General features: G+C 70.2%; 24 protein-coding genes. 3 read left to right on the forward strand and 21 right to left on the reverse strand.

From position 1 onward, the window contains the following. The first annotated feature begins 75 nt into the window (after window positions 1-75). Window positions 76-606 carry an NUDIX domain-containing protein gene (locus OG507_RS32890; RefSeq protein ID WP_327370739.1) on the forward strand — a complete coding sequence of 177 codons (531 nt, stop codon included), beginning with the start codon at window positions 76-78 and terminating at the stop codon, window positions 604-606. A gap of 20 nt (window positions 607-626) precedes the next feature. Here OG507_RS32890 and OG507_RS32895 read toward each other — a convergent pair whose 3' ends face one another. From OG507_RS32895 to OG507_RS32990, 20 genes are all read right to left on the reverse strand, one after another. After that, a complete protein-coding gene (locus OG507_RS32895) occupies window positions 627-1172 on the reverse strand; it encodes an NUDIX hydrolase (protein ID WP_327370740.1) in 546 nt (181 codons plus the stop codon). Further along, window positions 1169-2014 (reverse strand): class I SAM-dependent methyltransferase, encoded by an 846-nt coding sequence (locus tag OG507_RS32900; RefSeq protein ID WP_327370741.1) that lies wholly within the window; start codon window positions 2012-2014, stop codon window positions 1169-1171. The genes OG507_RS32895 and OG507_RS32900 overlap by 4 nt, the downstream gene beginning before the upstream one ends. Before the next feature lie 59 nt (window positions 2015-2073). Then, on the reverse strand, window positions 2074-3003 hold the full coding sequence (locus OG507_RS32905; RefSeq protein WP_327370742.1) for a DUF2797 domain-containing protein: 930 nt from the start codon (window positions 3001-3003) through the stop codon (window positions 2074-2076). A 34-nt stretch (window positions 3004-3037) separates the two neighbouring features. After that, entirely contained in the window at window positions 3038-3730 is a 693-nt protein-coding gene (locus OG507_RS32910) for a dTMP kinase (RefSeq protein ID WP_327370743.1), read from the reverse strand. Next, a complete protein-coding gene (locus tag OG507_RS32915) occupies window positions 3727-4806 on the reverse strand; it encodes a hypothetical protein (RefSeq protein WP_327370744.1) in 1080 nt (359 codons plus the stop codon). Before OG507_RS32915 ends, OG507_RS32910 begins: the two co-directional genes overlap by 4 nt. Continuing rightward, window positions 4803-5630 (reverse strand): hypothetical protein, encoded by an 828-nt coding sequence (locus OG507_RS32920; RefSeq protein WP_327370745.1) that lies wholly within the window; start codon window positions 5628-5630, stop codon window positions 4803-4805. The genes OG507_RS32915 and OG507_RS32920 overlap by 4 nt, the downstream gene beginning before the upstream one ends. Further along, window positions 5627-6256, reverse strand: coding sequence for a GTP cyclohydrolase I (gene folE / locus OG507_RS32925; RefSeq protein WP_327370746.1), 630 nt, complete (start codon window positions 6254-6256; stop codon window positions 5627-5629). The genes OG507_RS32920 and folE overlap by 4 nt, the downstream gene beginning before the upstream one ends. Window positions 6257-6313: 57 nt before the next feature. Further along, the gene (locus tag OG507_RS32930; protein WP_327370747.1) at window positions 6314-7060 is read right to left on the reverse strand and encodes a 7-carboxy-7-deazaguanine synthase QueE; all 747 of its coding nucleotides are present in this window, start codon (window positions 7058-7060) and stop codon (window positions 6314-6316) included. After that, window positions 7057-7467, reverse strand: a complete 411-nt coding sequence (locus OG507_RS32935) for a 6-pyruvoyl trahydropterin synthase family protein (protein ID WP_327370748.1) — start codon at window positions 7465-7467, stop codon at window positions 7057-7059. Before OG507_RS32935 ends, OG507_RS32930 begins: the two co-directional genes overlap by 4 nt. Before the next feature lie 290 nt (window positions 7468-7757). After that, the gene (locus OG507_RS32940) at window positions 7758-8336 is read right to left on the reverse strand and encodes a DUF6624 domain-containing protein (RefSeq protein ID WP_327370749.1); all 579 of its coding nucleotides are present in this window, start codon (window positions 8334-8336) and stop codon (window positions 7758-7760) included. Next, entirely contained in the window at window positions 8333-8905 is a 573-nt protein-coding gene (locus tag OG507_RS32945; protein WP_442811123.1) for a hypothetical protein, read from the reverse strand. The genes OG507_RS32940 and OG507_RS32945 overlap by 4 nt, the downstream gene beginning before the upstream one ends. A gap of 74 nt (window positions 8906-8979) precedes the next feature. After that, window positions 8980-9459 carry a helix-turn-helix transcriptional regulator gene (locus tag OG507_RS32950; RefSeq protein WP_327370751.1) on the reverse strand — a complete coding sequence of 160 codons (480 nt, stop codon included), beginning with the start codon at window positions 9457-9459 and terminating at the stop codon, window positions 8980-8982. Window positions 9460-9483: 24 nt separating this feature from the next. Beyond that, window positions 9484-10713 (reverse strand): cytochrome P450 family protein, encoded by a 1230-nt coding sequence (locus OG507_RS32955; protein WP_327370752.1) that lies wholly within the window; start codon window positions 10711-10713, stop codon window positions 9484-9486. A 13-nt stretch (window positions 10714-10726) separates the two neighbouring features. Then, the gene (locus OG507_RS32960) at window positions 10727-11905 is read right to left on the reverse strand and encodes a cytochrome P450 (protein WP_327370753.1); all 1179 of its coding nucleotides are present in this window, start codon (window positions 11903-11905) and stop codon (window positions 10727-10729) included. Next, entirely contained in the window at window positions 11902-12504 is a 603-nt protein-coding gene (locus tag OG507_RS32965; RefSeq protein ID WP_277312460.1) for a GTP-binding protein, read from the reverse strand. Before OG507_RS32965 ends, OG507_RS32960 begins: the two co-directional genes overlap by 4 nt. Further along, a complete protein-coding gene (locus tag OG507_RS32970; protein ID WP_327370754.1) occupies window positions 12482-12838 on the reverse strand; it encodes a DUF742 domain-containing protein in 357 nt (118 codons plus the stop codon). The genes OG507_RS32965 and OG507_RS32970 overlap by 23 nt, the downstream gene beginning before the upstream one ends. Then, entirely contained in the window at window positions 12835-13242 is a 408-nt protein-coding gene (locus OG507_RS32975) for a roadblock/LC7 domain-containing protein (RefSeq protein WP_327370755.1), read from the reverse strand. The genes OG507_RS32970 and OG507_RS32975 overlap by 4 nt, the downstream gene beginning before the upstream one ends. After that, complete coding sequence (locus OG507_RS32980; RefSeq protein WP_327370756.1) at window positions 13239-14702, reverse strand: ATP-binding protein; 1464 nt, start codon at window positions 14700-14702, stop codon at window positions 13239-13241. The genes OG507_RS32975 and OG507_RS32980 overlap by 4 nt, the downstream gene beginning before the upstream one ends. Further along, the gene (locus tag OG507_RS32985) at window positions 14702-16546 is read right to left on the reverse strand and encodes a glycoside hydrolase family 15 protein (protein ID WP_327370757.1); all 1845 of its coding nucleotides are present in this window, start codon (window positions 16544-16546) and stop codon (window positions 14702-14704) included. Before OG507_RS32985 ends, OG507_RS32980 begins: the two co-directional genes overlap by 1 nt. 235 nt (window positions 16547-16781) lie before the next feature. Beyond that, on the reverse strand, window positions 16782-17276 hold the full coding sequence (locus OG507_RS32990) for a DUF6415 family natural product biosynthesis protein (protein WP_327370758.1): 495 nt from the start codon (window positions 17274-17276) through the stop codon (window positions 16782-16784). 189 nt (window positions 17277-17465) lie between these two features. Here OG507_RS32990 and OG507_RS32995 point away from each other — a divergent pair, with 189 nt between their 5' ends. Together OG507_RS32995 and OG507_RS33000 are read left to right on the forward strand one after the other, a co-directional pair. Further along, window positions 17466-18854: a Tat pathway signal protein gene (locus OG507_RS32995; protein WP_327370759.1), complete on the forward strand. Its 1389-nt coding sequence runs from the start codon at window positions 17466-17468 to the stop codon at window positions 18852-18854. Window positions 18855-18926: 72 nt separating this feature from the next. Beyond that, window positions 18927-19427, forward strand: a complete 501-nt coding sequence (locus tag OG507_RS33000; protein WP_327370760.1) for an SAM-dependent methyltransferase — start codon at window positions 18927-18929, stop codon at window positions 19425-19427. A gap of 62 nt (window positions 19428-19489) precedes the next feature. Here OG507_RS33000 and OG507_RS33005 read toward each other — a convergent pair whose 3' ends face one another. Then, the gene (locus tag OG507_RS33005; protein WP_327372178.1) at window positions 19490-19876 is read right to left on the reverse strand and encodes an ATP-binding protein; all 387 of its coding nucleotides are present in this window, start codon (window positions 19874-19876) and stop codon (window positions 19490-19492) included. Window positions 19877-19880: the final 4 nt, after the last annotated feature.

Raw genomic sequence — 19880 nt, forward strand, 5'->3', positions numbered from 1 at the left:
CGGCCGGACACGGCCGGATGGCTGCCCGCTCGTTGCTGCGACGTCCGGCCGGTCCGTCGGCCTAGGGTGGGACGGGTGAGTCATGGTGAAGTCGGTCAGGTGATCTTGGACGAGGCTGTTGCGGATGCCCGCCTCGCCGCATGGGAGTTCGACGGTGCACGGGTCTGGCTGGAGGAAGCACGTCGGCATCCGATGGAGCCGCTGGCGGCCGAGGTGTGGGTCACGGACCCTGCCTTCGAGCACGTCCTGCTGGTCAAGCACCGCGTGCGCGGATGGGTGCCGCCCGGCGGCAAGGTGGAGCCGAGCGAAGCGCCGCGTGCGGCGGCGGCACGAGAGCTGCTGGAGGAGACCGGCTTGGCCACCGAGCTGCTGCCCGAGCCCGCAGCCGTGGCGGTGCGTTCCTACCGGGCCGACTGGTCTCCGACGCTGGGCCTGTCCTATGCCGCGATCGTCGGCCGCGACGTGCCGCTCGCCGGGGAGCAGAACCAGCCGGCGGCATGGTTCCGTCTGGACACCGACTGGGACAGCGTCTTCCCCGAGGACCGCGAGCGGATCCGTGCGCACGCTCGGCGCCTTGCGGCCAGCCGAGCGGTCGGCTCCTGCTGAGCGACGCCTCTGGTCACCGTTCACAGGACCGCGTCAATCCGGTCGAGGTCGACCGAGGGCAGGGTGACTAGCCCAAGGTCGTGCAGGAAGCGGCACCACACCGGCTCCAGGCCGGGCTCCCGCTCGAACTGCTCCTGGCTCAGGTGTCCGTCGGCGTACGCGGCGGTCCGCAGCGCGTGCTGCTGTAGCTCATCGGGGTGGATCCACCGAGGGGCGCGGACCTCACGGGGAGAGGGGCACAGTGATCCGGAAACCTCAGCCTGGAAGATCCACCAGTGGTGGCCGACCGGACCGGTGGGCGTGCGGCGGCAGCGGTTGGGCCGCCACTGGTCCAGCAGCGGCTGCAGGTGGGTGACGGTGAGGCCGACCTCCTCGGTGACCTCGTCGCGGGCGGCCTGCTTGGGGCCGCCATGCTGGTCGACGTGGCCGGCGACCGGGGCGATTCCCGCCGGAGCGGTCGCCCGCTCGAACACCAGGAGGCCGCTCGGGGAGGAGACCAGTACCCCGACGCTTGTGTGGTCACAGAGGCGGTCCTTGCTGCCGGGCACCGGGGCGGCCAGGGTCATGCGGTGGCCTCCGGCCGCTGGGCGACGACCACGAGCCAGCTCGTCACGGTCGGGGCGTCGGGGGTGGTCATGGCATAGGCGGTGTCGAGGATCTGCATCCGCTGGGCGTGGGTGAAGTCGCCATCAGGCCGCGCGAAGACGGGAATGGACAGCCACGCCTTCTTCTCGGCCATGGTGCTGTGCTGGGCGGTGACCTCGGTATCGAGGACAGTGAGTCCGGCTGCGGTCAGCTGCTCGGCAACCGTCTCCAGCGGCAGCTTCGGCGGCGCGTCTGCGGCCGTCGGCGGCGGGGTGTATCCGTGGGCGTCAGCAGCGACTTGGCGGATGAGGGCGTTCAGTGAGGGCCCGGTGCGGACGGACTGTTCGTCGGGATGCCGTACGCCAGCGAAGCCTCCGCCGATGTTGAAGACGAACTGCCCGCCTGGGCGCAGGATGTGGGCGACGGCCGTGAACACTGCGGCGGTATCGGTCTTCCAGATCGCGGAGTTGCACACCACGGCATCGGCGCTGTCAGCGTGGAGGTGGTCGGCGAGCTGCTCGGCCGGGGAGGTGATCCAGGCCAGGCGGGCGTCGGTCAGGGTGCGGCGGCCGACACGCTGCATCGCGGCGGCGTTGTCGACGGAGACGACCCGGGCTCGGGCCGGGATGAGGTCGAGGATCGCGCGGGCGGTCGCGCCGGCGCCGCCGCACAGGTCGACCACCAGGCTGGCGTTGGCCAGCTGGCCTCGGCGGGCGAGGTCGCGGCTGGTCGCGTCGTACATGGGGTGGGCGCGGGTGAAGGCGTTGTACGCCTCGGCGTTGGTGTCCTCGTCCCAGCCGAGGATGGCGTCCTGGGGTGCCATGTTGCGGTGGCCTCGCTTCTCAGGGCGGCCCGGCAGTCCAGGCCGGGCATTCGGGCAGGTCAAAAGAGCGCGGACTCTACGGCGGCGGGCGGTGAGGAGAACTGGGCGCCGAGGACGATGCGGCGGCCCTTGAGGGCGCCGAGATCGAGCAGGTAGGGCAGTTGTCCACCGTCGCCGTCGAGGGAGGCGAGGACCTGGGAGCCGAGGCAGGAGAGCACTGTCAGTCCGTGTTCACCCGAGCGTGGGTCGTGCGGGTACAGGACGCGCCCGGTCCCCGGCGTCCGCAGCAGCTCGCCTTCGCCGGGCGGCGTCCACGGCTCCGGCGTAGCCGGGACGTTCAGGCCACTCAGGGCCTCGGTGGCGCGGTTGAGGTTCTGCTGGTGGGCGGCGCGGGCCGAGGCGAGGTCGCGCAGCTCGGCCAGGGCCGTCAGCTTTGCCGCGGCTCGCACGGTCTGCGTTAGGTTGAGGCGGCGGGTGAGGGCGTCCTCCAGGAACCGCACGGCGCGGCCGTCAGGACTCTGGGCGAGGTAGGTCGCGATCACGGCGCCCTGCTCGTCGAGGCGGGAACGCTTGCGGGGTTCAGCCGCGGTGCCGATCTTGGTGGTGCCGTCGGCGAACGTCGCCAGGTACAGCCAGTGAGGCTGGGCCATGTACGCCGCCAGTGCGTCGGGAACGTGCCCGCCGGAGTGGAATCGGTGGGCGAAGCGGAAGTCGTCCCGGCCGGCGCAGGCGGCGCACTGACCGCCGGCCTCGGCTGGGGCCCGGTCAGGGCAGGCGACTGCCTCGACGCGGACGCGGTCGGCGAACCGGTACCGGCCGGTGCACCACCGGCTGGTATCGCTCACCTGGTAACCCAGGCGCCTGCCCGTGACCGGGGTGTAGACAAGCGTTGCGCCGGTCACGGGGGCGAGCAGAAGACGGGGGTCTCCGCTCGCCCAGGTGATGCCGTGGCAGACGTATGTCCCGCTGGCGGGCAGGGCCTGGTCCATGGTGCGTTCCTTGTCGATCGGGGTTCGGGCCGGGTCAGACGGTCAGGTGCAGTCGGTCGGCGAGGGCAGCGGAGGCGGCCTTGAAGACCTGGTCGCGGTCCAACTGGGTGACGTCGAGCGTCAGCCAGGCGCCGTGCTCCGCCTGTTCGCGCATCTGGTCCAGGACGGTGTCCTGGTAGCGGATGAAGTCCTCGTCACCGCCGCCGGCGTGGCCGGCCTCCAGGGAAGTGAACGAGCCCTTGCGGGCGAGAGCCTCGCGGGCACCGATGTTCAGGAAGAACACCAGGCCCGGCTTCGTCAGGTGTGCGAAGACCTGCTCGCACAGGTGAGGGGCGACCTCGGGGTTGACCGCGTACCGGGCGAGGATCTTGTGGTGCGCGTTGTCGAGGATCACGTGGGTGCCCGCGGCGAGGGCTGGCTGGATGACGAGCCGGTCCTGCAGGGTGTACCAGGAGGCCAGGGCCAGCAGCCAGTAGTGGTCGCCGCATGCCTGGGCGACGCGGGCGTCGCGCCGGTAGACCAGCTCGTTGAGGCGGTCGAGGTAGGCAGACAGTTCCGGGTCCTGGGGGACGTTGGTGCTGTGCTTACCGATGAGGACTGCCGTGTGGCCTGCGTCGTTCAGGGCCTGGTGCAGGCGGGCGGCGAGGGTGGACTTGCCGGCCCCGTCACCGCCGACGAAGGTGATCAGCTTCCCGGCTGCGGTGGTGGTCGACGCGTTCGCCGTCATCGGGATTCTCCCAGGGTGTGGGTCGGGCTGGCGGTCAGGCGGCCGGTGAAGATGGTGCGGATGCGGTTCACCAGGATGGCGCGCTGGCGCAGGACGTCGCTGTGACGCTCATTGGACAGGTCGGCGGGATAGTGGGTGGCGAGGTTGTTGGAAATGACGTGGAGGTAACCGAATCTGATCCCCGCCTGGCGCGCCGCCGCCCCCATGGGGCCGATCTCCGGGTCGACGAAGGCGTACGAGGCGGTGTGCTGGACCAGCCAGTCGCGGTTCTCCAGCAGGATCGACGGGGAGGAGACGTGCAGGCCGCTGTGCACCCCGTCGTGGGCGGCGGCGTAGTCGCCGAAGAAGTCGTCCCAGCTCACCATCGCCCCGCGTACCAGGCTGGTGTTGCCGGTCGCCAGCCAGGTGTTCGGTTCGATGCCGGGGGTCAGCGAGCCGACCTTGCCGACGTAGACGACGTCGCCGGCGCCGAGTTCGGCAAGGCGCGCGACGACCCGCCCGGCCACGTCCCCCCAGATGCTGTGGAGGAACCCGAGGTAGACCACGCGACGGCCGGCGACCTCGGTGCGCTGCCAAGCGTAGCCGGGTCCGCGGGTCCACACTCCGTTCTCGGGAGCGAGGTACTGAAGGCCCCAGCCGACGATCACCAGGTCGCCGTCCAGTTCCAGGTCAAGCGCGTTGAGCGCCGTTCGGCACTCCTCCTGCTCGGGCGGCTGATAGGTGACGGTGTCGGCCGGGCGGTTGGTCATGGCCAGGTACGTGGCGATGATCAGGGCGTAGTGCTGGACGTAGTCGGCTCCGGGGAACGCCTTGACGACGAGGTCACGGCCGCGGATTTCTGCGGTGGGCCGTTCGGTGTTGAACAGCTTTCCGGTCTTCTCGTGCCGGGAGACCACCGCGGTGCGGTCGTAGCTGCCGATGACGCGGATGCTGTCCCAGTCCTGGTCCTGGATGAGGTGGTGGACCTTGATCTCCAGGTAGCGCAGCAGCCTCGCGTGGGTCATGGTGTGCCCGGCTGGCTCGATCGGGGTGGTGCGCAGGAGCCCGGGGGCGGGGTCGGCCAGTAAGGGGGTCATCGGTGCTCCTCGGCGATCGTGACGGTGCTGCCGGCCGCCGCGCGGACGATGGAGATGTTCTTCCGGATGAGGTCGAACCGGTCTTCGGGGATCGGGCCGAGCTGCTCGATTCGGGGCGTGGAGGGCTTCTCGTACGGTCCTTCGGGCAGCAGGGGGATGCCCATCGCGCCGAGGATGACCGGGGCCGCGCCGTCCACGGAGGAGATCCAGTCGTGCTCGCGCTGCTCGATCAGCTCCAGGTGCCCGGTCCGGCCCAGGCCGAGCAGTCGGTAGACGAGCAGATCGTCGACTAGGCCGTGGTCCTGCAGGTAGGCGGTTGCCAACCAGCGGGTGCGGCACAGCTGCTCGTCGGGATCCGGTCGACGCGAGGCCGGCAGGGCGATGGCCCCGGCCCAGTCGCTGGTCACGAAGGCGTCGTAGGTGCGCAGCCACTCGTCGTCGTCCGCGGCGTGCAGAACCGCGCACAGGCGGAACGCGTCGCCGGACAGCTCCCGGATCTGTCGCGCGGCCTTCTCGCTCGCTTTCAAGGTCGCGGCCCCGTCCCGCATGACGTCCGGCAGGATGATCTCCCTCGCGGACACCGCCAGCGCGGCTTCGACGAGGCCTTCCGCGGGCAGGGCGTAGCCGAGGTCGAAGAGCCCGTTGTCGACGACGATCTCGGCGCCTCGCTCGGCCTCGCGAGCGAAGAAGGCCCGGTAGATCTCGTCGGACAGCACGTGCTGGGCGGCCACGTGGTGGACTCGGGCCGGCTCCTGAGCGACGAAGTTCTCCAGGTAGAGAGGCGGAGCGATGACGGAGAAGCCGATGCCCGTGGTGGTGATCACGGCGCCCCCCACAGCCCAGTGGTGAGGGTGAGGAACTGCTGGGAAAGGACGGGATCGGTGCCGAAGCGCCCGCCCGATTGCACCGTGGTGGTGCGGGCCTCCTCCATCCGTACGCCACGCATGCTCATGCACAGGTGCACGCCGCGCACGGCGACGGCGACGTCCTCGTGTCCGATCACGCCGTTGAGGTATTCGGCGACCTGGCGGGTGAAGCGTTCCTGGACCTGCAGTCGGCCGGCGAAGTGCTGGGCGAGCCGCCCGAACTTCGATAGGCCCACCACCTCGCCGTCCGGCACGTATCCGGCCGTGACCTGCAAGTTCATGGGCAGCATGTGGTGTTCGCAGAGCGACCACACGCTCATGCCGCCCACGATGACCAGCTGTCCGCCCAGCTGGGCCTCGGTGAAGCAGGTGGCCGTTGCGGCGCCGTCCGGGGACAGGAAGGCGTTCCACCAGGCCGCGACGCGGTCCGGGGTGCCGGTCAGCCCCTCGCGGGCAGGGTCCTCGCCTAGCTCGACCAAGAGCTGGTGGATCAGGCCGGCGACCCGGCTGGTGTCGATGGCCGGAGCGGGCCCGGGGACGGCGACGGTCGGCGCCGCTGCCGGGCTGGCGATAGAGGTCGTCATGGGCGTCTCTCGTTTCCGGGGACTGGGGGGACGGATGGGGCGTGGTGGCGCGTGCGGTCAGCGGCCTCTGGCGTCCTCGAAGGCCAACACGTGAAGGCGGGTGGTGAAGTGCCAGTGCCGGGCCGCGACCGCGTCGGCGAGGACCCGGGTGGTTGCGGTGATCACCTCGGGGGTGGTGCCCTGCGGCATCACCCACACCGGCGCGAGCCGGTGGGTGTCGGCCAGCTCGGCGATCCGGTTGAGGTCGGCCACCGTGGAAGCGACGAACTTGAACGCCGCCTGCTCGGAGGCCACGAATGCCTCCAGCGCGGCGGGCACGATGCTCGTGGTCTCCTTCACGCCGAAGCTGGCGAGCTTGGGCGAGACGTTGAACCGGACCCCGTCGGCCGCCAGCTCGGGAGCGGGCGCGATGGTGCCGTTCGTCTCGAACTCGACCCGCTTGCCGGCTGCTATCAGGCCCCGGACGAGAGGCACCAGCCGCGCCTGCTGGATGAACGGCTCGCCGCCGGTGATCACGACCAGCTCGACCGGCGAGGACGCGGCCCAGGCCACCAGGTCCGCCACGGACCGCTTCGTCGACTCCTTGCGCGGATCGAACTGGGACCAGTCCCAGGTGTACTTCGTGTCGCATTTCGCGCAGGTGAGGTTGCACCGGGACAGGCGGATGAACAGCGCCGGGTGTCCGCAGCTCGGTCCCTCGCCCTGGAAGGTCGGCACCTCGACGCCGAAGCACTCCGCGACGATCAGGCGGGATTCGCCTTCGTCAGCCGTCGGTTCGAGGTTGATCGGCTCGGATGTGGTCACTGTCCCTCCACATCGAAGCGGGCCCAGCTGCTCTGGGTCTCGCGGACCAGGACGGCGAACAGGCGGCCGGGGATGGCGGGCTGAAGGTTCTGGATGAACCAGCCGGCCAGGAACTGGGCCAGGCGCTCCGAGGTCGGCTCGAAGGGAAGAATCTCGTGCAGGTTGTGATGGTCGAGTTCGGTGTTCAGGAACTCTTTGAACGGAGCGAGCGCCCCGAAGTCCGTGACGAAGCCGGGCTCCTCCAGCGAGGGAGCGGTGAGAATGACCTCGACCTCGTAGCTGTGCCCGTGCTGGCGGGAGCACTTGTGCTCGGACGGCAGCCCGGGAAGCCGGTGGCCGGCCTCGAAGCCGAACTTCTTACCGATGGTGAAGGCGCCGGGAGGCAGTGGAACGGCACTGAAGTCCATGGGTTTCCTTGAGGAGTTGGGGACGGGTTGGCTTCGGTCGCCGGAGGGATTCACACAGGGGTTGGCAATCGGGTTCGAGATCCGGCAGGCGGTGGGTCCCGCATCTGCCGGAGGCCCCTGGGTGGGACGAGCGTCAACGGTCCTTTCGTAGAACGGGTTATGGGGTGCACGAGGAAGGTCGCCCGGCCGCGAGGCCGGTGAGGCCCGCGTCTGGAGGGCCACCTCGATGACCCCTACGGCAGGGCTTGGCCCGCCGGCCTCGGCGACCAGGAACGGGGCTTCGTCTTCCGTCATGCGGCCCCCGCAAGCACGACCGTCGGAGAGCCGCCGTCACCGCGCATCGATGCGAAACGGTGACGCACCTTCTCCAAGGCGACGGCGACCGGCGGGAGCCCCACGCCGGCCCTTCGCTGGTCCAGGGTGCTCGGTTCACGCGTGGGGCATAGTTCAATCCCGTTGGCGCCGAGGAAAAATTGGGTACCCAACTCCTGGTCGTGCCCGTTGTTGATCAGGGCACGGTCGTGAAGGTGCACCCAGTGCTGGATCGGTGCGTCGTCGGCTTGGACGGCGCGGCGCAGCAGGACGGCGGCTGCCCGCTGGAAGTCGGGTTCGTCGTTGGAGTGGAGGGCGATACTCCAGGCGGCGCGCGCGGCGTCGGGGCCGACGAGGCGATGGCCGGGCCAGCAGTCGTGGTCGGCCAGGATGCGCCGTAGCACCTTGGCGCTGGCATGGTCGGCGTGACGGCCCCGCCCGAGTTGGACGGCGTCGAGCTGGTTACGGAGGCGTTGTGCCCGGCGTGCAGCCGACCGTTCCGCGAGGGTGATCAGCTCGCGGGCGAGTTCCGGCCGCAGCGGTTCGGCGGTCGTCACGCAACACTCCGCTCGTCCGCGGCGGACCGCGACTGGTAAACACTGCAACCGACGAGGGCGTCCAGCCCTGGCCGGTGCTCCGCGGCGAGTTCGAGGCGGGCGACTCGCTCGCCCCTCTGTCCCGTTCCAGAGCCGCGCAGGTCCCAGCCCATGTCGGTGAGGCGGTTCAGGAAACGGGCGATGGGATCGGCGTCGAGGGGATGGCGGGCGAGAGCGTCGGCCCGCACGCGCGGCAGGTCGAGACGGGCGGCGAAGTCGGAGGCCCAGAGGGTGATCAGCCGGATCATGTCGTCGGAGCGGTCGGGGAGGGTGTGGACATGGCCGAGGAAGAGACACGGGCCCTCGCCCCAGCCGAGGTCGGGCTCGCGCTGCAGGATCATGCAAGCGAGCTGGAGTCCGTCCTCGAACAGGCCGGCCGGCTCCGCCTGCGGGTCGCGGAAGAGAGCCGGGATATCGGCGCGGGCGGGTAAGGGCAGACCGCGGAGGGTGAGCCAGCGCTGACGGTCCTGGACGAGGGCGGCGGCTTCGGCCCGTTCAGCGTCCGTGCGCAGCGAGCGCATCTCGTACACGGGAGGTAACGGTGCCGGGCGCTGGTGCAGGGGCGCGGGGGACTGCCCGGCGGCCGTGGGAACGGGGGACGTGTTCACTGGCTCGCTCCGCTCCGCACCGTGCTGGTCTGCTCGGCGGTCAGCAGGTTCCAGCCGTGAGCCCAGGCGACCAGCCGGGTGGTGTCCGACGCCCTGGCGTCGGCGAGTAGCTGGTCGAGCGCCGCGCGCAGGTCCGCGGGGGCGATGTTGGCGCCGCGCGCGATGTCGAGCGGCTTGCTGTGCTCGGTGACGGCCTTCAGCAGGTTCGTCTGCTCGGGGCTCAGGTCAGGGGCGGGCGTGTCCGGCACCGGGACCGTGGCCTCGTTGGCGCTGAGCAGTCGGTGGGTGACGACGGTGAGGGAGCAGCGTGCGGGGCAGTGCAGCTTCCTGCGCAGGGAGAGCATGTGCGCGCGGACCGTGTGGTGCGACAGCGTCTCGGTGATGGCGATCTGGCGTGCCGGCAGGCCGTTCACCACATGCTGGGCGATGCGCCGCTCGGCCGGGGTGAGCGGCGTGATCGGGGCGGGGGCGGTCATGGTGGTTTTCCTCGTCGGTATCGGTCAGCGGCTCGACGTCGGGCGCAGACGCACGGGGACGGAGGTGTGTCCGTTGCTGATCAGGCTCGGCAGCGCCTCCAGCGCGGCTCGCTCCGTGGCGAGTTGGGCGTCGGGGAAGCGCTCGAAGAGCAGGCGCAGCGCGGTGGCGACTTCGAGGCGGGCCAGCGGGGCGCCGAGGCAGAAATGGACGCCGTGTCCGAAGGCCAGGTGTTCCTTGCTGGGGCGGGTAGCGTCGAAGCGGTCGGCGTCCTTGTGCCAGTCGGGGTGGCGGTTGGCGGCGGCGTAGGAGGCGAGGATCGCCTCACCGGTCTTGATCGTCTGCCCGTCCGGGAGGGGGATGTCGGTGCGGGCGTAGCGCAGGGGAAGGTGCTTGACCGCGGGCTGGTGGCGCAGGGTCTCCTCGACCACGTCCTGCCAGGTGCAGCGGCCGTCCCGGACGTGGGCGAGCTGCTGCGGGTCGGACAGCAGGGTGGTGATGGCCTGGTCGATGACGTTGACGGTGGTCTCGTACCCGGCGCTGATCATCAACAGGAGCGTGTCGCGCAGCTCGGCGTGGCTGAGGGCGGAGCCGTCTTCCTCGTCGCGGGCGGCGATCAGCAGTGAGGTCATGTCCTCGCCAGGCTCGGTGCGCTTGATCTCGATCAGGGCGTCCAGCAGGCCATACAGGGCGGCGGTGTTCGCGGCCTGTTCCTCGGCGGAGAGGTGGGTGGCGAACACGTTGTCCACCACGGTGCGGAACTCGGTGCGCCGGTCGGCAGGGACGCCCATGAGCTTGCCGATGACGGCGATCGGGAGCGGGTATGCGAGGTGCTCGCGCAGGTCGGCCACCTCGCCGGCCGGGAGGGCGTCGAGATCGTCGAGCATGCTGGCCACGAGGGCCTCGATGTCCGCCTGGAGGGCGGCGGTGCGGCGGGCCGAGAGGGCGGGGGCGACCATGCGGCGCAGGCGGCTGTGGTTGTCGCCGTAGGCGGTGAACATGTTCTCCACCGCCACCCACAGGGCCAGTGGCCAGGTGGGCACGGTCTCGGCGAAGGCCGGCCAGTGGGCGCGGCCGTCCTTGGAGACGTCCTTGCTGGTGAGGAGCTGCTTGAGGAGCGCCGGGTCGGAGACGGACCAGGCGCGCACGCCGAGGATGTCCACCAGTGTGGCGGAGCCGCGCTCGCGCAGGGCCTGGTGTTCAGCGTCCGGGTCGGATCCGGTCGGGTCGAGGACGAGTATCTGCTGTTCGGGCATGTTGAGGTCTCTTTCAGCTTGTGGGGAAGGTGACGGGCAGGGCGACCAGCGAGCGGTGGAAGGGGCCGGGGCGCCAGACGAGGTCGTCGCGGTGGCCGTCGAGGTCCATCTCGGGCAGGGCGTCGAGGATGTGGAGGATGGCGGCTTCGGCGATGAGGTACGCGTGCGAGCTGGCCGGGCAGCTGTGCGGGCCGGCTCCCCAGGCGAGGTGGGCCCGATTGCCCAGAGACCGGTGGGATCCCAGGGCGGGGTCGTTATTGCAGGCGGCGTAACTGATGACCACCGGCTGGTCGGCCGGAAGCAGGAAGCCGCCGATGTCGACCGGCCGGGTCGGGTAGGTCATCGCGAAGTTCGCCAGCGGGGGGTCGCGGTAGAGGACGCTGTCCAGGGCCTCGCGGACGGAGGCGTCGCCGGCGTGCAGGTCTCCGGAGAACTTACTGTTGGTGAGCATCTCCAGGAGCGTGTTCGTGATCAGGTTGGTCAGGGGCTCGATGCCCGCCCCATAGAGGGTGATGAGCTGGTGGCCCATCTCGGTGTCATTCAGCCGGGCGACGTGGGCGAGGAGCCTGCTGGTCACATCGTCGCCGGGCTGCCGGCGGCGCAAGGCGACGAGGTCCGCCACGGCCTGGGTGAGGATCTGGTTACCAATGGAGGCGTTGACCCCGTCGAAGATCTTCGCCATCCCGTCCGCGATCCGGTGGCCGACCTCGGCGGGGCAGCCGAGCAGGTGGCTGAGCGTCCGAAACGCCAGAGGCCAGGCGTACTGCGACAGCAGGTCCGCTTTGCCGCCGGCCTTGAAGGCTTTGATGGTCTGTTCGGCGACCAGTTCGACATGAGCGTGCAGCGCGTGCTGGTCGACGGCTCCCAGGGCCGAGGTGTTCGCGGCTCGGTAGCGGGCGTGTTCGGCGCCGGCCGACCGCAGGGCGTTGGGGCGCCACTCCATCATCGGCCGGATGGGGCAGGCGTCGGGGACAGACTGCTGCCACCGGCGCGGGTCGGCGGGAAAGCGCTGCGGGTCGCCGAGAATGCGGCGCGCCTCCTCGTAGCCGACGACCAGCGTGGCGGGCACTCCGGGGGCCAGGTCCACGGGGACCAGGGGGCCGAACTGCTCGCGCATGCGCTGGTAGGCGGCGTGCGGATGCTGGGCGAAGTCCGGTTCGTACAGGGGAATTTGGTGGATCGCGTTGCTCACGGTCGGGGCTCCAGACGGTGCGCGAGACGGGCGAGGTATTCGGTGAGCTGGATCAGGGCCTGCATGCAGGACGCTCGCTCGCGGGCGTCGCACACGGTCAGCGGCGTATGTCCCTCCAGGGCGAGGGCCTCGTGGACCTCGTCGAGCGGATAGTGGGGTGCGCCGTCGAACTGATTGACCGCGACCGCGTACGGGACGCCGTTCTCTTCGAGGAGGCCGAGGATTTCGTGGGAGGCGTCCAGGTCACGCGGGTCGACGAGGACCAAGGCACCGAGGGCGCCGATGATCAACTCCTGCCACAGGAAGCTGAATCGGGCCTGGCCTGGTGTTCCGAACAGGTAGAGCACGAGGTCGTCGCTGAGGTGCTTGCGCCCGAAGTCCACACCGACGGTGGTGGTGGACTTGGCCGGCGTGCGGGCGAGATCGTCGACCAGGGCGCTCGCGCGGGTGATGGTCTCCTCCATGTGGACCGGAGGCACCTCGGAGACGCTGCTGACGAAGGTGGTCTTGCCCACGCCGAAGGCTCCGGCGACCACGATCTTCGCGGTAGCCGTCACCGTGCGCGCGACGAACCGGTCAGGCGTGAGCGCGGAGTCCATTGAGAACCCTTTCAATGAGTGAGGCCGGTGGCCGGCCGTCGTCCTGGCCCTGGGCAAGGGTCATCAGTCCGTGTCCGATGAGGTCGGCGACGAGAATCCGGGTGGTCGAGGGTGGGAGGGCCAAGGCGGAGGCGATCTCGGCGACGGACAGTCCTCCGCCTTGCGAGGGCGCGAACAGGGCGAGCACGCGACGTGCGTCCGGGTTCAGGCCGGGGCGTGTGCCGGTCGCGGCGAAGACCAGGCTCTCCAGGCGCACGTCCTTGCTGGGACGGGTGCGTCCGCCCGTGCGGACGTAGGGCCTGACCAGATCCGGGTCCTGCCGCGGCCTGCTCATGCCAGTGGTTCCGTGCCGTCGGCGACGCGCGTCTTGACACCCAGCCGGTCGCCCACGCTCGCGGCCAGGCGCAGGGCGGCCTCGCTGATCACACCGATGTCCGCGTGGGGGCTGTTGGTCCGGACGGCTAGCATCGTGTTCTTGCCGGCCGGGATGAGCAGGTGGATGTGGTCGACCGACTCCATGACGAACTGGCGGACGCCACCGCCGTTCGTCTCCCGGTCGTAGGCCCGTGATGCACCCCATAGCGTGGAGGCGATCGCCGAGATCTTCTCGGCGCGTTCGCGCTGCAGCCGGTCGGTGTGGGCCGGGCTCATGCCGTCCGCGGCGACCAGGACGGCGTACTCCACGCCGGCGGTGTCCTCCAGGCTTTCGAGGAGCCAGCCGATGTTCTTGTCGCTCATGAGTCATGTCCTTGATCGGTGTCGGCGATGGGGAGTTGGGTGTTTTGCTCGGTGCGGGCGCGTTGGGTGCCACGGGCCCAGGCGGCAATCACGCTCGCTCGTCCCGGCTCGGCGTTGGCCGGGCGTGGGGCGGGAGCGGGGGCAGGTGCGGTTCGGCGGTCGCGCACCGTCAGCCCACTGTCGGTCGTACGGGCAGCGGGGCGTGCCTGGCCGGACTCCCCGGCCGCCGGGGCGGGGGTGAGCGCGGGCTGCGGGGTCACCGGGAACGGGGCGAGCGCGGGCGGCTGGCCGGCCGGGACGGGGGCGAGCGCGAGCGGCGGCGGAGCGTCCTGTGCCGGTTTCGTGAGTGCCGGCGGCGCCTGCGGTGTCGTGGTGAGGAGGTCCTGGGGGAGGGTGAGGAGCGCGCGGGTGCCCAGCAGGGAGTTGGGTGCCTGGACGTCGACCCGGAATCCGTAGGTGCTCGCGAGGGCGGCGGCGACCCTGAATCCGGTCTGCGGGCGGGCGCCGAGCTGCGTGATGTCGTCCGTGCGGTACCCGGTAAGGATGTCCCGGGCAGCGTCGAGCTGCTCAGGCGTCATCCGCAGGCCGCTGTCGTCCACGAAGATGGTGACCCCGTGGTGGCCCTGCTCGAAGGACACGTGCACTTTCGACTGTGGTGGCGAGAAACGCAGTGCGTTGTCCAGCAGGAGCGCGAGGGTGTGCACCACGGGCCCGACCACGCGGGTCCTCACCGCGACGTTGAGTTCCTGAGGTTGTACGCGCTGGTAGTCCTCGACGTAGCCCATCGCGGCCCGCACCACATCGGTCAGCGTCGTCGTGGGCCAATGCCGGGTCAACTTGCCGCCGGCCAGGATGGTCCAGCCCTGGGCGACCAGCAACATCTGCTGGACCGTGTGGTCGATACCGGTCAGCGTCTCGAACGCGGCGTCGTCCTCGTGCTCGCGCACGCCTTCGCTGACCTTGCGGCTGGTCTTGGCCGCCATGCCCACGAGCGCCGACGACACACTGCGCACCGCAGCCTCGGTCGACCGCAAGGCCGTGGCACGTACACGCGCGATCTCTTCCTGCGCGGCGGTGTGCGAACGCCGCAACTCCTCCGCTCCGAGCGTCTTCGCCTGTTCGATCTCCTGGTGCGCCGCGTACTGGATGTCGCGCACCACAGCCTGGACGACGCCGGCGGTGCCCTTGACCGCCGCGGTCAGCCGCTCACCGACCAGGGTGCCGGCCAGTTCCGGTGCAGGGGACGGCACGGAGATCCGACCGCCCGCCTGGTGGATCTGGGGCAGCGTGTCGTGGACCAGTTTCTGCAGGGCACGCTCGGTCGCCTGTTGTTCGCGGGCCAGGAGGTGGGCCTGCTGCCGCGCCTTCTGCCAGCGGCGGTGGGCGACCCAGGCCGCTGCCACGGCGACTATGGCCGCAGTGGCGAGCAGGATGACCATGGTGGTGGCGGTCGCGTTCATCAGACACCCGCCGCCAGGAGCACGTCGGCCTTGGCTGCGGGCGCCCGCGAGCCGAGCTGCTGCAGTAGAAGCGCGGACCCGATCACTCCGATGTGGCTGTACGCCTGCGGGAAGTTGCCGAGTTGCCGCCCGGTGGCGTGGTCGTACTCCTCGGCGAGCAGGCCGAGGTCGGTGCGCAGGGCCAGGAGCCGGTCGAAGAGAGCGCGGGCTTCGTCCAGGCGGCCGGTCAGGGCGAGCGAGTCGACCATCCAGAACGAGCAGAGCAGGAAGGTCCCCTCGTCACCGGCCAGGCCGTCGACCCCGATGTGGTCGCCGGCGGTCGGGTAGCGCCGTACGAATCCCTCCGGGGTGGACAGTTGCTGGCGCACTGCCCCCACCGTCCCCAGCACGCGGGGGTCGTCGGGGGGCAGGAATCCCACCCGGGGGATCAGCAGCAGGGCGGCATCGACCTCCTGCGATCCGTACGACTGCGTGAAGGTGTTGCGGCCCGTGTCGAAGCCGCGAGTGCACACCTCGTGGTGGATGGCCTCGCGCAGTTCCATCAGAGCGAACAGGTCGGCGTCCAGGGCGCCGGCCTCGATCAGGTGGATCGTCCGGTCGACCGCGACCCAGGCCATGACCTTGGAGTGCACGAAGTGGCGGCGCTCACCTCGGACTTCCCAGATCCCCTCGTCGGGCATCTCCCACCGCTCGGCAAGGTGCTTGACCAGCCGCTGGTGCAGGACGGCGGTGTCGCCGCAGCGGGCGACCCCGCCGAGGTGCGCGAGGTACAGGGTCTCGATCACGTAGCCGTACACGTCGAGCTGCAGCTGGTTCGCAGCACCGTTGCCGACCCGGACCGGGACCGAGTTCTCGTATCCGGGCAGCCACCCCAGCTCCCGCTCCTCCAGATCACCCTTCCCGGTGATCCCGTACATGATTTGCAGGTTCTCCGGATCGCCGGCCACGGCCCGCAGCAGCCACCGCCGCCACGCCTCGGCCTCCTGCCGGTACCCCGACCCGAGCAAGGCGGTCAGGGTGGTGGAGGCGTCGCGCAGCCAGGTGTAGCGATAGTCCCAGTTCCGGCCCCCGCCGATCTCCTCCGGCAGCGACGCGGTCGGTGCGGCGACGATGCCGCCGCTGGGGGCGTACGTCATCGCCTTCAGGGTGATCAGCGACCGGACGAAGGCTTCCCGGTGAGCGCCGTTGTAGGTGCACTGACTAGCCAAGTCCTCCCAGAACGCGAGGGTCGCGGCGAGCGCCGCCTCGGGCTCCGGGATCTCCGGCGCGGCCCCGTGAGAGGGCTCCCAGCTCAGGACGAAGGGGACGGTGTCGCCGGCGGCGACCGTGAAGGAGCTGACGATCGCGCCGTCCTTCTCGTCCAGTTCGATGGACGTGTCCAGCCACAGGGCGTCCCCGCCGCCCTCGGCGATCATGCGTCCCCCCAGCTCGTGGATCCACGGGCTGACCCGTCCGTAGCCGGGGCGGGCACGCAGCGTGGAGACCATCGCGACCTCGCCGACCGTTCCCTCCACGATCCGGATCACCTGCGGTGCTCCGTCCCGGGGCGGCATGAAATCGGTGACCTTCGCGCTGCCGGAAGGCGTCGTCCACACCGTCTCCAGCACGAGGGACTCGCCGACATAGCGCCGCTCGGCAACCGCACCGGCTCTTCCTACGTACGCGGCGGCCGGGGCTATGCGCCACGCCCCGTGCTTCTGCGTTCCGAGCAGCGCAGCGAAGGGTGCCGGCGAGTCGAAGCGGGGAAGGCACAGCCAGTCGATCGAGCCGTCGTCGCAGACGTGGGCACTGGTCTGCATGTCGCCGATCAGGCCGTACTGCTCGATACGCGGAAGGCGTTTCATCGTGTGGGTCTCCGTTAGGCCCCGCGGATCCGGGGATGGCTTGAGGGCCGCCGAAACGGCCGGGAACGGTCGGTGAGGAGAGACTCCGGTGGTCACCGGAGCGGGGGAGGCTCGATCTGCGTCGGCGGGGAATCCTCGCCGGGTGGAGCGGCAGGACCGGTCGCACGACCGCCGCGGAGAACCAGCCACGCCATGGGGCCGAGAATCAGCGCGATCAGAACTGCCCCGGTGACGGTCATGTCCGGGGCACCGACGCGGCCAGAACCAAGCAGGCGAAGGCGACGGCGAAGACCGCGCCGCGCAGCAGGTTGATCTGCGGCTTCCACCAAGGCCGTCTCCGCGTCGGCTTCGGGGGGCCGACGCCGTGTGCTTGCACGGTCGCAACGAGTTCCTGGGTCGCTTCGGCGAGCTTGACCAGGTACACCCTGCTGGGCATGTAGCCGTCGGGAACGCTCTCCGAGCCGACCTGGTGCGCGCGGCACAAGGCCGGTTCTCCCGGCGACGCCATGACTCCGAGTTGGCTGATGTGGCCACGCAGGCGCCGCGCGAGTTCTTCCACGTCAGCGGCGCTCTCCGGCAGCGACGAGTCCTCGTCCAGCACGAGCGTCACCGTCTCCGCTGCGGCCACCGCCTGATTTCGCTGCGGACCCAGTGCGGCGGGGACGCGATCCCGCCTGCCCCGACCAACGCGCTGACAGGCTTCCCGGCGGGGAGCCAGCGAGAGACGCATGACACAACTCCTGTTCAGATCAAGCCAAGTTGAGTGGAGATCGTCGTACGGTGCCGACGGCTGGCGTGCAAAGTGAGTGATCCGGCGGCTACGTTGAGCGAACCGTGAATCCCCGCCGAGGGGTATGCCTGCGCGGCCCCCAAGGCCGTCAAAGGCGTCAAAGATCATTTCGGAACCGAGGGGCAGCCCATGGCCCGTGCGCGAAACATCGCCCTCGCCGCACTCCTGCGCGAAGCAGGCTGGTCCCAGCCACAAGTAGCCGCCGCAGTCGTCCGAGTAGCCGCGGAGAGCGGTGCGCGCGAGCTGGAGGCCATCTCCCGCTCGCACATCGCCATGTGGGTCCAGGGCACGCGGCCGAGCGGAAGAGCGCCCCGTATCCTGCGCGAGACGCTGTCCCGCAGACTCGGCCGCCGCCTCACCCTGGCCGACCTCGGGCTGGAAGAAGGGCCGACAGGCACGACCGACAGTGGTTCCGACTGGAGCGTCGACCCTCTGACCGTGCTGGCCGAGCTGGGAAGCGACGACCTCGATATGCACCGACGCAAGCTGCTGGCGACCGCCGCGTACTCGGCCGCCGGCCTCGCCTTGCCCACCGCCTCGTGGTGGGCAGCCGCCCCTGCCGCAGCGGCGAAGCGCCCAGCAGTCTCCCCCCGGCTGGTGGCCCAAGCCGACATCGATGATGTCCTCGACCTGACGACCTTCTACTCCGCTCGGGACCAGCAGCGCGGTGGAGCCTCGGGGCGCTCGGCACTCGCCGGCCACCTTCGCGACGATGCGGTGCCCCTGCTCGGCAGCAGGTTCCGCACGGAGCAGCTCCGCCGCGACACGTACTCGGCCGTGGCGGAGATGACCTACCTCGCAGGCTGGATGGCCTTCGACGCCTCCGAGCACCGCACCGCCCAGCGCTACCTCACCCTTGCCGCCCGCATCGCGGCCGAAGCTGGCGACGGACCGCTCGGCGGCCACATCCTGCGCGCCCTCGCACACCAAGCCGTGGACCTTGGGCACCCTCGCAGAGCGCTCGCCTTGGCCGACGCCTCCATGTCCCGCGACCGCTACGGCCAGGCCAGCCCCCGAGAGAAGGCCCTGCTCGCGATCGTGCACGCCCGAGCCCTCGCGGCAGACGGCGACCGCGCCGGCACTCTCGCGGCCATCAGCCGCGCAGAGCGGGACCTTGCCCGCGCCGACAACAACGACGCCCCCAGTCGCGTGGGCTTCTTCCAGGAAGCCTCCTTGGCCCACGAGACCGCCTGCGCCCTGCGCGACATGGGCCAGCCGCTGGACGCGGAGATCCACTTCCAGCGCAGCGTCGCCACCCGACGCCGCCAGCAATACGCCCGCACCCACAGCGTGACCCTCGGCTACCTCGGCGCCGTCCAGGTCCAGCAGGGACGCCTCGACGAGGCGTGCGCCACTTGGAACCAAGCCCTCGACGCCATGGCCGGCGTCCAGTCCGGCCGCGCCCGCGACGTCATCGTCCGCATGCAGAGCGACCTCTCGCCCGTCCGGCAACGCGGCGGTCGCCACGTTGCCGAACTGGACCGTCGCGCGCGAGACATGGTGCGCGCCATAGGCTGACCGTAGAGCAGATCCGCGGCGCCGACCGGAGGCCGCCGCACACGCTACGCCCATGGAGAGGAACGAGCGCTGATGACGACGTACGAGGTCGAATCGATCGCAACGGTCGTCGGGGGCCACACCCGCGTTCAGGACGACTACCAGGGCGGTGTCGAATCGATCATCAGACTCGACGACGCGTACCCCCTCGAAACGCTGCAGGGCATCGAGGAGTTCTCCCACCTGACCGTGACCTGGCGCTTCCACCTGGCGCGACCCGAAGACGTCCAGCTCCACGCACGCAGCCCACGGGGAAACCAGAACTGGCCGGCGACCGGTACGTTCGTCCACCGCAACCACCGGCGCCCCAACCAACTGGCGATCAGCTACCCGCGGTTGCTCAAGGTCGAAGGCCGGGACCTCCTGGTCACCGATCTCGACGCCGTAGACGGAACGCCCGTGATCGACCTGGCACCGTACTTCGAACAGATGGGACCTCGGGGCCCGATCCATCAGCCCGCATGGCCTGGCGAGATGCTCGAACCGAATTACTGGGCGAAGGCAAGCGAACGGCCCTCGGAGCGCCCTGCGTAACGGGAGTGACTGAGCTGTGCTGCTCCTCGTTTGGCTGGTCGGGGACCAGCTGGAGGTCTGACTCAAGCCGCAGCCCTCGCGTACCGGAACTCACACCAGGTTTCTTCGCCGCTGCTCTCCCACGCGTCTGAGATCGCATGGACAAGCCGGATCCCGCGACCGGATTCACCGTCGGGTCCTGCTTCCTTGAGTACAGCGGGGGCAGGGTTGCGGTCGGTTACCGAGACCCGCACCACGTCGACGGTCACCGTGATCCGGAGCACGACTTCGCCCTCACCGTGAACCATGGCGTTGGTGACCAGCTCCGAAACGGCCAGCACGACGAACCCCGCCACCGGCTGCGAAACGCGGCACCGTCGCAGGAACGCCCTGGTTGTCTGCCGCATCTCCCCAGCTTTCGTGGGATCCGGGAGAAAGGCCGCCTGACAGGCATGGGGTGCCGCCGGTATGTCG

The organism is Streptomyces sp. NBC_01217, assembly GCF_035994185.1.
Taxonomy (GTDB): Bacteria; Actinomycetota; Actinomycetes; order Streptomycetales; family Streptomycetaceae; genus Streptomyces.